Annotated in this window: 11 protein-coding genes; all 11 read left to right on the top strand. The window is 48.2% G+C overall.

All coding sequences use genetic code 11. The features are described 5' to 3' along the window. Positions 1–41 precede the first annotated feature (41 nt). The 11 genes from yukD (at position 42) to J6600_RS14780 (ending at position 13,421) form a co-directional block, all read left to right on the top strand. Positions 42–281: an ESX secretion system protein YukD gene (yukD, locus tag J6600_RS14830; RefSeq protein WP_007408690.1), complete on the top strand. Its 240-nt coding sequence runs from the start codon at positions 42–44 to the stop codon at positions 279–281. A 14-nt stretch (positions 282–295) separates the two neighbouring features. After that, positions 296–1,582: a type VII secretion protein EssB gene (gene essB / locus J6600_RS14825; RefSeq protein WP_209387550.1), complete on the top strand. Its 1,287-nt coding sequence runs from the start codon at positions 296–298 to the stop codon at positions 1,580–1,582. A 54-nt stretch (positions 1,583–1,636) separates the two neighbouring features. Beyond that, the gene (gene essC / locus J6600_RS14820; RefSeq protein WP_209387549.1) at positions 1,637–6,112 is read left to right on the top strand and encodes a type VII secretion protein EssC; all 4,476 of its coding nucleotides are present in this window, start codon (positions 1,637–1,639) and stop codon (positions 6,110–6,112) included. Next, positions 6,109–9,234, top strand: a complete 3,126-nt coding sequence (gene esaA / locus J6600_RS14815; RefSeq protein ID WP_209387548.1) for a type VII secretion protein EsaA — start codon at positions 6,109–6,111, stop codon at positions 9,232–9,234. Before essC ends, esaA begins: the two co-directional genes overlap by 4 nt. A gap of 7 nt (positions 9,235–9,241) precedes the next feature. Further along, positions 9,242–9,715, top strand: a complete 474-nt coding sequence (essA, locus tag J6600_RS14810) for a type VII secretion protein EssA (RefSeq protein ID WP_021495371.1) — start codon at positions 9,242–9,244, stop codon at positions 9,713–9,715. Between the two features lie 60 nt (positions 9,716–9,775). Continuing rightward, positions 9,776–10,507, top strand: a complete 732-nt coding sequence (locus tag J6600_RS14805; protein WP_007408685.1) for a (S)-benzoin forming benzil reductase — start codon at positions 9,776–9,778, stop codon at positions 10,505–10,507. A gap of 164 nt (positions 10,508–10,671) precedes the next feature. After that, entirely contained in the window at positions 10,672–11,202 is a 531-nt protein-coding gene (locus J6600_RS14800) for an HD domain-containing protein (protein ID WP_007613450.1), read from the top strand. A gap of 137 nt (positions 11,203–11,339) precedes the next feature. Next, positions 11,340–11,576 carry a DUF2642 domain-containing protein gene (locus J6600_RS14795; protein WP_179156118.1) on the top strand — a complete coding sequence of 79 codons (237 nt, stop codon included), beginning with the start codon at positions 11,340–11,342 and terminating at the stop codon, positions 11,574–11,576. Between the two features lie 135 nt (positions 11,577–11,711). Continuing rightward, positions 11,712–12,818 (top strand): AI-2E family transporter, encoded by a 1,107-nt coding sequence (locus J6600_RS14790; RefSeq protein ID WP_014418769.1) that lies wholly within the window; start codon positions 11,712–11,714, stop codon positions 12,816–12,818. Between the two features lie 61 nt (positions 12,819–12,879). After that, entirely contained in the window at positions 12,880–13,101 is a 222-nt protein-coding gene (locus J6600_RS14785) for a spore germination protein (RefSeq protein ID WP_014418768.1), read from the top strand. 71 nt (positions 13,102–13,172) lie between these two features. Then, positions 13,173–13,421: a YueH family protein gene (locus J6600_RS14780; RefSeq protein WP_003152028.1), complete on the top strand. Its 249-nt coding sequence runs from the start codon at positions 13,173–13,175 to the stop codon at positions 13,419–13,421. Positions 13,422–13,464 lie beyond the last annotated feature (43 nt).

The following is a 13,464-nucleotide window of genomic DNA, read 5'->3' as shown; positions in this document are numbered from 1 at the left end:
TCAAGAAGACGGCGCTCTTTCTATGTAAGGGTGATATGAATATGTATATCGATATTACAATAGATTTAACACATTATAACGGCAGCGTCTTCGATCTCAGATTGTCAGATTACCATTCTGTGAAAAAAGTCATTGATATTGCCCGGCAGGCTCAGCATGTATCCGTTCCGCCGCGTGAAGGCTATTGGATCAGAGTGGTCAATAAAGAAGCGGTTTTTTCCGGAGAACAAAAGCTATCTGACTGCGGCATTACGAACGGAGACCGCCTTGAAATTTTATGAAAGGACATGGTGGAATGACAGGTCATAACAGATCTTATTTAGAAACAGAATTAGACGCCGTCCGGGAAGAAACCGAATCAGGCTTCACGTTCACCTTCCAGCGGGAAAAAATCAAGCTTCTTGACGGGCTGGAAGCAAACGTGATTAAAGATGCTGATCCTTTTTTTCAAAAAGAGGTCTCAGTTTCAGAAGACGAAGTAACCATCACAATCAAACCTCCTTCTTCTTATCAGGCTTTCCGCTATATAAAAGGAAAAGATAAAAAAAGCAGGTGGCAATTTGCCTACCGTCTCGTCCAAGCCGTGAAACAGCATAAGCTGAAACGTCTCAATCTGATTGCCGCCCCTGAAAATATCGTGTTTGATAAAGCGCTGACGCCTTACTTTCTTCATTACGGCGTAAAGGAGAGCCTTCCGCCTTATGAGGAAGATAGAGAAAGGGTGTTAAAAGAGCTCAAAGCCTGTGCGGCGCTTGCAGCTGACGGGGCGTACACCTTCGATGAATATTTGAAGTACAAGGAGACGCTTCACTTCTCTCCTGAGGTGAAAAGCGTGCTAGAGGCGGAGACGATTGAAGAACTGGAAGAAACCATTCAAACCGCAATTGATTCCCTCGAAGAAAGGGACAAGACATACATAAAACTGCCGAAAAAGAAATGGAAAATCCAAAGATACGCCGGTCTGGCGCTTGCCGTCCTCCTTGTGCCGACACTTCTTTACTCCTTATACGTTCTGTTTTTCGCCCAGCCGAAGCAAGAGGCAATTACGGAAAGCAACCGCTATTTTTTAAATCAGCAGTACAGCAAAGTCATTGACACACTCGCTAAATACGATGCGGAAAGCCTCCCGGAATCTGTCCAGTACGAGCTTGCTTCCTCTTATGTGGCAGTTGAAAATCTGAGGGAAGAGCAGCGGAAAAACATCGGGAATCTGGTGACGCTGCAATCAGACCCGAAGCATTTCCTTTATTGGATTGATATCGGCAGAGGGGAAAATGAAGAAGCCATCAAAATCGGCCGCAATCTTGAGTACAACCCGTACATCTGGCTCGGACTTACAAAATATAAACAGCAATTATTAGCGGATGACAGTATGAAAGACGACGAAAAGCAGAAAGAACTGGACGCCGTGGAAAGCGAGCTTGCGAAGGCGAAAAAAGAGGCGGAGGAGCAGCATAAAGAAGCGGAGGAAAACGGTGACACCGCCGAAGCTTCCGCCGGACAGGATGAAAGCAAACAAGACAAAGCGAAAGATAACAAAGAGAACAACAAGAAAGATGAGAAAAAAGATGAAAAAAAATAACAGCACACATCAAATGGCCGCAGGTAACGATCAGGCTGTCAGGAGGTTCGCCATATGAGTCTGTTATGGGTCTTTTACCGAGAGCACGTACAAAAGATTCAGCTGTCTGAACTCCCGCCGTCTCAGCCGATTACGATCGGTCCGGATATGAAAGATACAATCACGGTCGGCACACTTCCGTTACGGCAAAACGCCGCAACCCTTTATCGAAAAGAAACAGATCGTTATGATGTTTTCCTGGGAAATAACTGTGCCGGCGAATTGACAATAGGAAATGAAATGCCCTGCCGGATTGAAGAAGAGATGATGCGGCTTCTGCTCACCCCTGACCGGGAAGAATCCTCCGTCTATTTTATCGGCGGGAAGGATGAGATCGTTTTCTCATCAGAAACAGAGGAAGCGGATATATACAAAGAGCCGTCCTCCGCTCAAACAGGGGCTTTTTATCTGCGAAAGTCGGCAGGATGCTGGTCTGTTGTCCCTGATGGCCAGGACGTTTATGTGAACGGAAAGCTTGCAGAAGCTCCCGAAAGGCTCCGCACGGGAGATGAGCTGCTGTGGAATTTTCTGCGTGTGAGGCTGACGGAGGACGACCTTTTAGAAGTCGTTCATCACGAAAAGCTTCAAACCGGTTTAACCAAAACGGTAAAACCAAGCACCGAAATGAAAAAGAAATACCCGCAATACCGAAGAACGCCGCGCATGGTCTACGATCTTCCAGAAGACCGCGTTTCATTCAGCTTTCCCTCGCAGGAAAGCGAACAGAATAACCGGGGGCTGTGGCTCGTCATTCTGCCTCCTTTGGTCATGCTGATTGTAATGGGGGTTGTCGCCATTATACAGCCGAGGGGCATATTCATCCTTGTCTCTTTGGCGATGTTTATGATGACTCTCATTACGTCCACCGTGCAGTATTTCCGTGAAAAAAACCAGCGGAAAAAACGGGAGGAAAAACGGGAGCGTGTGTACAAGCAGTATTTGGAAAGCAAACGAAAAGAGCTTCAGACGCTGTCGGAAAAACAGCTGCAAGTGCTGACGCATCATTTTCCCCCGTTTGAAAAAATGAAATATTTAACTTCTGAAATCAGCGGCCGCATTTGGGAGAAATCGCTGGAAAGCAGGGATTTTCTGATGCTTCGGCTTGGAACGGGCACGGTCCCGGCAAGCTACGAGATTTCAATGAGCGGCGGAGACCTGGCGAACCGTGATGTGGATGACTTGATGGAGCAGTCGCAGCACATGCAGCGTGTGTATAAAGATATCCGCCATGCGCCCGTGACCGTTGATTTACAAGAAGGGCCGATGGGGCTTGTCGGGAAACCCCAGATCGTCAAAAATGAAATTCACCAGCTGATCGGCCAGCTCGCGTTCTTCAACAGCTACCATGACCTGCGGTTTGTCTTTATCTTTCATGAGGACGAATATAAGGAATGGGAATGGATGAAGTGGCTGCCGCAATTTCAGCTGCCTCATATGTATGCGAAAGGATTTATTTACAATGAACAGACCCGCGATCAATTGTTATCGTCCATTTACGAGCTGCTGCGTGAGCGGGATTTGGAAGAAGATAAAGAAAAGAAGATCTTCCAGCCGCATTTTGTCTTTGTCATCACAAATCAGCAGCTGATCGCAGAGCACGTCATTTTAGAATATATCGAAGGCCGGCATGAGCATCTCGGCATCTCGGCAATCATCGCTGCGGAAACGAAGGAAAGCCTGGCGGAAAACATTCACACCCTCGTCCGCTACATTAATGAAGATGAGGGAGACATTCTCATTCAGCAGAAAAAAGCGGTACAGATCCCGTTTAAGCTGGACAGGCACGAACGGACAAACAACGAGCGGTTTTCCCGGACGCTTCGGACATTGCACCATCAGGTCGGAATGACGAATTCCATTCCTGAAACGGTCTCATTTCTGGAGCTGTTTCATGCGAAGGAAGTAAAAGAAATCGGCATCAGGCAGAAGTGGGAGACAAGTGAGTCTGCAAAATCGCTGGCTGTTCCGATCGGCTATAAAGGAAAAGACGACATCGTCTATTTAAACCTGCATGAAAAAGCGCACGGGCCGCACGGATTGCTGGCGGGAACGACCGGCTCCGGGAAAAGTGAATTTCTGCAAACGTACATCCTGTCATTGGCCGTTCACTTCCACCCGCATGAAGCGGCGTTTTTGCTGATTGACTATAAGGGCGGAGGAATGGCCCAGCCGTTTCGCAAGATGCCGCACCTTCTCGGGACCATCACGAATATTGAAGGAAGCAGAAACTTCAGTATCAGGGCGCTTGCATCCATTAAGAGCGAGCTGAAAAAACGGCAGCGGCTGTTTGATCAATATCGCGTCAATCACATCAATGACTATACAAAGCTGTATAAACAGGGAGAAACGGATATACCGATGCCGCACCTGTTTTTGATTTCAGATGAATTCGCCGAGCTGAAAAGCGAAGAGCCTGACTTTATCAGGGAGCTTGTCAGCGCGGCCCGCATCGGACGGAGCCTTGGTGTGCATTTAATTCTCGCCACGCAAAAGCCGGGCGGCATCATTGACGACCAAATATGGAGCAACTCACGCTTTAAGGTCGCGCTGAAAGTGCAGGATGCAAGTGACAGTAAAGAAATCCTGAAAAACAGTGATGCGGCGAATATTACGGTCACCGGACGCGGCTACTTGCAAGTCGGAAATAACGAAGTGTATGAGCAGTTCCAGTCTGCCTGGAGCGGCGCCCCTTACATGGAAGATGTATACGGCACCGAGGATGACATTGCCATCGTTACCGATACCGGCTTAATTCCGCTGTCTGAGGTGGATGCGGATGATGCGGCGAAAAAAGACGCCCCGGCAGAAATAGAAGCCGTAGTCGAAGAAATCGAGCGGATTCAAAATGAAATGGGCATTGAAAAGCTGCCGAGCCCGTGGCTTCCGCCGCTTGCCGAACGTATCCCGCGCACGCTTTACCCTGCGCAGGAAAAAGACCGCTTCTTCATCGCCTGCGTGGATGAGCCTGATCAGCAAAGACAGGCGCCTCTCGCTTATACGATGATGGATGACGGCAACATCGGCATTTTCGGCTCATCCGGCTACGGCAAGTCAGTGGCTGCCATCACCTTCCTGATGAACTTCGCGGAAGGATACACGCCGGAAGAGCTTCATATGTACATCTTTGATTTCGGAAACGGCACGCTTTTGCCATTGGCAAAGCTTCCGCACACCGCAGACTATTTCTTAATGGATCAAATGAGAAAGATCGAAAAATTCATGATCCGCATCAAGGAAGAAATCGAGCGGCGGAAACGGCTGTTCAGAGAAAAAGAAGTCAGCCATATCAAAATGTACAATTCGCTCAGTGAAGAAGAGCTGCCGTTTATATTTATCACAATTGACAATTTCGACATCGTAAAAGATGAAATGCATGAATTAGAAACGGAATTTATCCAGATTTCACGCGACGGGCAAAGCTTAGGCATTTACTTCCTGCTGACCGCAACGAGGGTAAACGCCGTCCGCCAGTCGCTGTTAAACAACATAAAAACGAAAGTCGTCCATTATTTAATGGATCAGTCAGAAGGATACTCCATTTACGGGCGTCCGCCGTTCAGTCTCGAACCGATCCCGGGCCGCGTCATGATCCAAAAAGAAGAACTGTATTTCGCGCAAATGTTTCTTCCGGCTGAAGCGGAAAATGACCTCGAGATGTTCCAGGCGCTGAAAGATGATGTCAAAGCATTAGCTGAACGCCACGCCGGAACAGCCGGCCCAGACCCGATTCCGATGCTTCCGGATAGGCTGACGGCCGGCGAATTTTCACTCCGTCTCGGCCCGGAACAAGAACCGTTCCGCATTCCTGTCGGGCTTCATGAGGAAAAGGTCAGCCCTGTGTACTTTGATCTGGGCAAAAATAAACATTGTCTTATTTTGGGCCAGACACAGCGTGGAAAAACAAACATCCTGAAAGTGATGCTGAATCACCTGCTGCGTGAAGGTACGGAACGGGTCGGGCTGTTTGACTCGATTGACCGCGGACTGTCGCAGTATGCGCAGGAAACAAAGGTCAGCTATCTGGACACAAAAGAAGACGTCCGGCAGTGGATCGAAACGGCAGAAGCCATTTTCACGGAGCGCGAAGCTCAATATGCGCAGGCCGTCAAAAATGGCGATGTGCACAAACTCAGTTTCTCTCCGGTCGTGTTAATGGCTGACGGCATTACAAGATTCCAGCAGACGATCGACACCGCCATTCAGGACAAGCTGGCGATGTTTATGAAATCGTACGCGCATGTGGGCTTCAGTTTTATCCCGGCGGGCAATCACAGCGAATTCTCAAAAGGCTATGATTCCTTAACGACGGAAATGAAACAGATCCGCCACGCAATGCTGCTTGTGAAAAAATCCGAACAAAATGTCATTCCGCTGCCTTACCAAAGGCAGGAACCGGACATTCAGCCGGGCTTCGGCTATTTGGTTGAAAACGGGAAGGAGCAAAAAATCCAAATACCTTTATGTTCAGCGGAAAGGGAGGCCGTCAGATGACTGAACAACGAAAAAGCCTGATCAAATTAATAGCCGCGGTCGTCATCATTCTGCTGCTGCCGGTGCTGTTTTTCCGGTTTATCGGTGATGACCCGGGAAAACAAAAAATCAACGCCACCCGCCAAATCGCAGTCGTGAATGAAGACATGGGCTTACAAACAGATGAAAATGAGGAAGAGGAATCCGTCCATTTCGGCAAAGAAGTAGCGGCCGCTCTCGGCGGCCGTCCGGATTATTCATGGACGGTTGTCAACAGGAGCGCGGCTGAAAACGGTCTGGCGGCTAAGAAGTATGACGCCGTCGTTTACATTCCATCCGATTTTTCAAAAGATATCTTAAGCTATGACAAGGAGCGTCCGCAAAAAGCCACGCTGACATTCAATATTCAAAGCAACCTGAACGCCGTCAACAAAGAAAAGGTGCAGCGTGAGCTAGAAGACGCCCAAAAATCAATGAATAAAAAAATGTCAGCATTATATTGGAATTTCGTCTCACAAAAAGTGAACAATGTCCGAGGCGATTTTGACAAGATCGTCAATAAAGAATCAGAGTTTCAAAACGTCATGTACAACTTTTACAAGCCGAGCTCCAATGACTTGGCAGGTGAAATCAAGCGGCAAAAAGATCTGATTGACGAACTGAAAAAATCAATGAATGAAGCGCAGGGCGCGGCAAAAGAAAAATTGACCTCGGCAGATGAAGCCAAAACCACGCTCAAAGACTTTGCCGATACGGTCGAGCGCTATAAACAATATCAAGAAAATCAGAAAAAACTGCTGATGGCCGCGCAGGAACAAAATCAAAAGCAAATCACAACAGGACTGAATGCCATTAAAGCACAGCAGGCCGCCAACCAGTTCAGCACGATGATGAGCGGGCTGTCTTCAGGCATAAACCAGGCGCAGACACAGCTTGACCAGACGGGATCGGCTCTTCTTGCCGCCCAACAGGTGAGAGAAGCGCAGGTTCCTGAGCAGGAACACGGGATGGCAGATATTCAATCCAATTTACTGAACAATTATTTGACTCAATATAAAGCTCAAGCAAGATTTGAAACACTGAACAGCATCCAAACCCTTATGAAAAGGGATCGGCAGGCATTAACCGTTCCGGAAAAGGACCCGGGTGATGACGGCTCGGATGAACCGAAAGAAGAAGAAAAACCGGAAGAAGAAAAACCCGGCGATTTGAAAATTGACCTTGACGATCAGCGTGACGAATTAAAGCGCATCTCCGCTGAAATCAATCACATTTCTGACGGATTAAAAGAACCGGAAAAAGAAAATCCGGCCCCTGAAAAACCGGGCCAAGGCGATGACGGTGAAAACTCCGGCGATACCGATCCGAATAACGGAACGAATCCCGGAGAAGACGGAAAAACGGAAGACGGTACAAAAGAAGAGCAGCCTGCTTCCGATAACACAAGCGATCAGGAGCCAAAAACCGTCCAAACCGCCACTGCCGCTAAAAACGTCATTCCGCCTGCTGATGAGCCGGCAGACGATCCGAACGATTCTGAAGGGGACGGCGGCACAGACATATCTGAGGCGAAAGAAAGGCTGAACCAAGCCGCAGAGCGGATTCAGCAAATTGAAAAAGAGCTGGAAGAAAAACAGCAGACTCATAATGAAGAACTGAAAAAACGTCTCGATGCTCTTGATGAAGAAATCCAAGGCCTTAAAAAGCAGATTGCCAAAGTTGAAAAACGGGCGGAGAAATTACAGGAAGATCTTGAAAAAACAGTAGAAAAGAGAAAACAAGACTTCAATACCATTTACAGAATGATTGTAAGAACAGAACAGAACATTTTGAACTACCCGTCATTGGATAGCGGCCGCAAATCTGCTCTTGAACAGATATTTGCCGCTGATATCAATACAAAAGAAATATCCGATTTAATGAGTTACTATAATGATTTATCCCTGTATGAGGCGACACTCTATCACTCTCTTGACGCGGGCTCGCTGCCTGATGTGAAAAACAGGGTGCTGAAAGCCCAGCAAGGCGAAGTCCAAACCGTTCTCGCGATCAAACCGGAAGAAACGGCAAGCTGGGAAAATCTGAAAAACAACAAAATGCAGACAGATGAAGACATCAGCAATTTCATTAAAGGCATGACCGAATTCTCGGATAACTACAGCTCGTATATCAGAGATGAACAAGCCGGAGTGCTCGATGAGCTCGCCAGCATTTCAGACAGCGCGGCGAAAGCATCCGATCAGCTGGCTGAAGGCGCCGTGCAGGAAGCGGCCGCGTTCAGCGGAGACGGATTAACCGGAACGATGGCGCTCGGCGCTCAGGATACCGTCGGCCGCGAAGTCCTGCAAATGTCTGACACGATGGGCCATCTGTCAGAACGCCAGTCCGGCATCATCAGCTATACCGACAATATGCAGCAAAGCGTAAATGACGTCCAGCAAAAAGCGGACACCCTGAACAGTAACTGGGGCAAAAACGTCAATTCCACGAAATTGATCAGAAATGACGTGTACGGCATTTTAGGGAACGCGCTCGTTGACGGACAGGAAAACGGCTACGTTTACGATTATCTCGCCAACCCGCTTAAAATCAGCGGTGAGGTGCCGGAAGACCGGGTTCAGAATGTTCCGCCGGTCGTCATTTTGGTGATCGTCCTGATCAGCAGTCTTCTGATCGGCTATTTCAGCTCGTATTATCAGCAGGCGCCGCTTCTTGTCAAAGGCGCGCTCTTTGGGATTTTAAACATTATGGTCGGATTGATGATCAGTCTGTTCGGTCTGAATATCTACTCGCTTCCGGACGATCAGACGATTAAATGGTCAGTCTTTACGATTCTCTTGCTTGCGGCGAGTTCAGCTTTTATCCGGGCAGCCTTTGTCTTCAGCTCGATTACCGGATGGATCGCATCATCAGCGCTCATTCTCTTTTATGTGGCGCCTTTGATCGACCTGATTATGCCGAACTTCACCTTTGACAGTCCGGTTTCGAAAGTCTATATCGATATTCAATACGGAACGGGCCATCTGTTTGCGATGGGGGTAACGGTTCTTGCGATCATTACGCTGATTGCGGCGGCGCTTCCGCTCGTCATTCGGCTGTTTGCGGAAAAAACGGAGGAAAGTGATCAGTCTTATGAGGCGTAACACGTTCATGGAAAAAGGATTGCTGCTGTTTGCTCTCTCCTTTTTCCTTTTCCTTCCCCAAGCCGCAGCCGCGAATGAGGAAAATACTGATGTCAAGCCGAATGAATATGAAAAGAAAGACATTGAAATTCGTACGGATTACCTGCACGACGATGCCTACTCTGAGGAAAAAACGGCGCTTCCGAAAGAACAGAAGGATATCACCTTTGATCAGCCGGCCGAAAACCCGGATGACAAACTGATATCAAATTTGTTTACATCGTCAGACACGGAGCCGAATACGATCAAAGCGCAATCGAAAAAACTGGGTATCACATTTGCCGAGCCGGCGGTGAGGCGTACCTCGGCAGATATGGAAACGGAAGAGAAAAAGACTTCTTTTCTGCTGCCTGTCATTTATGCCGTCTTGATACTCCTCGGGATTGCGGCCATGATCTATCTGATCCCGAAAGTCACGGCGCAGGAAAAGGCAAAGCGGTAAACGGATCGCTTGTGTTTGCGGGAAGACAGCCCGTAAAATAAGAAAAAAAGGAGGAGTTTCATGCAGTTTTTTCTTATAACAGGCGCGTCAAAAGGCTTGGGCCGGGCACTTACGGAACAGGCGCTTCAAGAAGGAGCCGAAGTCGCCGCGCTTTCAAGAACGATAAGCGGGGAAAAGCGCGAGGGACTGACAGAATACAGTGTTGATCTAACCGACCTGGCAGATACCGGGCGGCAGATGAAGGCGATTCTTGATCAAGCAGAGGAGAAGGGGTACTCCGCCGTCACACTGATCAACAATGCCGGAATGGTGGAACCGATCAAGCGGGCGAAAGAGGCTTCCGCCGAAGAATTGAACCGTCATTACACCCTTAATCTGACGGCGCCCGTTTTGCTCAGCCAAATGTTCACAAAGCGTTTCGAAGCGTTCAGCGGCAGCAAAACAATTGTCAACATCACATCGGGCGCGGCGAAAAATCCTTATAAAGGCTGGAGCGCGTATTGCAGCTCAAAAGCGGGGCTTGATATGTTTACGAGAACATTCGGGTTTGAACAGGAAGATGAAGAGCTGCCGGTCCGCATGATCTCATTCTCGCCGGGAGTGATGGATACAGACATGCAGGCTGTCATCCGTTCTTCGTCAAAAGAAGATTTCCATGACATCGAACGGTTCCGCAATCTGAAAGAAACGAAAAACCTCAGAAGTCCTGAATACATCGCCGGCGTCATTCACTCACTGATCGCGGGCGAGCCGGAAAACGGACGGATATACGATATCAAAGAATTTTTGTAGAGCAGCGTTCACGCTGCTCTTTTTTGTTTGTACAATCACTTCGGAGTCCGGCGGCATATGATGAATGAAACAACGTATAAGGGGTATAAGAAATGTATCAGATGAATTGAGTTTCTTCTCGATTTATGTTAGGATTCTAAAAATATAAATAAGGAGGGGTTTCCATGAGAAATGTAACGTTAATGGATGTCTTCACCCATCCAATCGCACAAAAGTATTTACAGCGTTCCGGTGTCGCCCATGCGATCGCCTGCGCGTTTCATGCATACCGTCTTGCCGTAAAAGCAGGTGTCAGCCCGGATCTTGCGGCGAAAGCGGCTTTACTGCATGACGTCGGCCATTATGAATGGTACACAGACGGCAAATGGGATTATGAAAAGTACAGAAGAAACGATATCCATGCCATTAAAGGCGCGGAACGGGCGCATAAGCTGCTCATCCGGCTCGGTGAAGAACCGAAAGCGGCGAAGGACATTGCGCTGGCGATTCTGCTTCACACCGATTCCTATCTGCCTGAAGGCGAACTGGACAAGAATACGCTCCAGCAAATCGTGAAACAAGCGGATGAACTCGATGAAGAACCCGGCGGACATCACCATTACCGCCAAATGGATCACACAGCCGCGCTCAAACAAATCCAAAAGCTTGATCAGTTAATTGACCAAGCCCAATATCCCATAAGAAGCTCAGTCTAGGCCACTCATGCGGCCTTTTCCGCTTACATAACTCCGCATGCTCACTAACACCTTTTCCGCTCCGATAGACGTACTGTGTCAAAGCCTTTGTCCGCTGCATATGCTGAAGGAAAACATAGTAAAGGGGATCAGCGAAAATGGCCCATCAAGGAAGCCCGCAAATCGTCTCGTTAGTGGACCCTTACGTTTATCAGACCATCCATAAGCTTATCGGCTCAAGGTTTATTATTCAAACCGTCAGACGCATTATCAGAGGACGGCTGATTGATGCCACTCCGGATCACATCGCCATTGAAGAAACGCATGACCGTATATTTTATATCAGAAACCGCCATGTGGTTTCCGTCATGCCTGATTATACCGAACGCGTGTAACAGCCCGAATAAGGCGCAAACCGGAGGCGGCTCTATAGAACCCCGGTGCGTCTTCTTTTTGAGATACATAGATGCACGGCGGCTTTTTTTGGTACAATCACAGTACAAGTTCACATGACAATAGGAGGAAACCGCTTGTTGAAATCAAAGGTCCATTTTTGGACGCTGCAAATTTTGCTCGTTTTGCTCATTATTTACGTATCAACGAAAGTCTCGTTTATTTTTCAGCCGTTTTTCGGTTTTATCACCACTCTGTTTTTCCCGATTTTGATCTCGGGCATTTTGTTTTTCATTTTTAATCCGATCGTGCGCCTGCTTGAGAAAAAAATCCCCCGGACATTGGCGATCCTGCTTATTTATCTCGTTTTCATCGGCCTGATTGCCTTTATGTTCACCGCCATCGGACCGATTGTGGCTTCCCAGGTCACGGGGCTGATTAACAATTTCCCTGATTACATTCATCAGATTCAAGTCTTGACGGCGCAATTATCCCATTCCAAATGGTTTACGTGGATGATGACGCAGGATTATGTGTCGATAGAAAAAATCCAGCAGTCTCTGACGGGATTTTTACAAAGCCTTCCGCAAAATATTACGGCAAGCCTGTCGGCCGTGTTCGGCGTCGTTACGAATATCACGCTTGTCGTGATCACCGTTCCGTTCATTTTGTTTTATATGCTGAAGGACGGCCGGCGGTTTCCGCTCTTGGCAGTCAAAATCCTGCCTTCTTCCTACCGGGCGGAAGGCAGGAAAATATTTAACGACTTATATGTCACATTGGCCGCCTATTTCCAAGGCCAGCTGCTGATTTGTCTCTTTGTCGGAACGGCATGCTTTATCGGATATTGGATCATCGGCCTGCAGTATGCGTTAATTCTCGGGATGGTGATCGCCGTCACCAATATCATTCCGTACTTGGGGCCGTTTCTCGGGGCGGCGCCCGCGGTGATTATCGCGTTTATGGATTCGCCGGCTAAGGCGCTGTTTGCCGTTATTGTTGTCGTTGTCGTCCAGCAGCTTGACGGGAACCTGCTTTCTCCGCTTGTCATTGGGAAACGGCTGAATACCCACCCGCTCACCATTATTCTTCTGCTTATCGGAGCGGGCAGTTTCGGCGGCATTCTCGCAATGATTCTGGCCGTGCCGGTTTACGCGGTTTTAAAAGCTTTTGTCTTAAATATCGTCCGGCTTATCAAACTTCGTCAGCGGTCAAAGCTCGAAGACAGCCGCAAGCCGAAATAAAAACGGGCACAACTCCCGATGCAGCGCATAAAATGCTGTAAAGAAAAGCGGAGGTGTGGGTATGCCTGCAATTGTGGGACCGATTTATATTATGAGTTTAGCCGGAGACGCTGCGGCGAGCTTCGGTGACGTGTTTGCCATTTCTCCCAAAGCCGTTGACCACTCAGGCGCGGGGGCAGGGGCGTTTCATTCCGGAGATTTTATCAAAGTCACTAATAAATTCAGCAAAACGCGCTTTGAAGACATCGATGTGTTTGACGAACCTGATTGGTTCAACGCGTGACAGCCTCCTTTTAGGAGGCTGTCGCTTTTTTGTAGTATAATAGAATCAGTCTTTATAAAAGGGGAATTTTTATGAAAATCAGAAAAGCGAATATTACCGTGCAGTCCGGAATGATCGGTGATGTATATCTGCATGAAAATAAAAAAGAACAGCATACCCTTGTAGCCGTTCCGGAACTTGAGTGGAGCACGATCATTTCCTATGAGGAAGAGAAAAAGGCGCTGGCGCAGCGGCTTTTACAATCGTTCAGCAAGCTGATTGAAGAAGAGCCCGCCGGAGAGCTCGCCGGCAAGATCTCCCATTGGGTGGCTGAAATGTAACGAAGCGGTTTACCGCGTCCCGTCCGGGGCGATAATTGTAAAA

Origin of the sequence: Bacillus sp. LJBV19, from assembly GCF_017797845.1 — a bacterium.
GTDB classification, from domain to species: Bacteria; Bacillota; Bacilli; order Bacillales; family Bacillaceae; genus Bacillus; species Bacillus velezensis.
The sequence above is the reverse complement of the archived record's forward strand: the minus strand, read 5'-3'. Positions and strand labels throughout refer to the sequence as shown.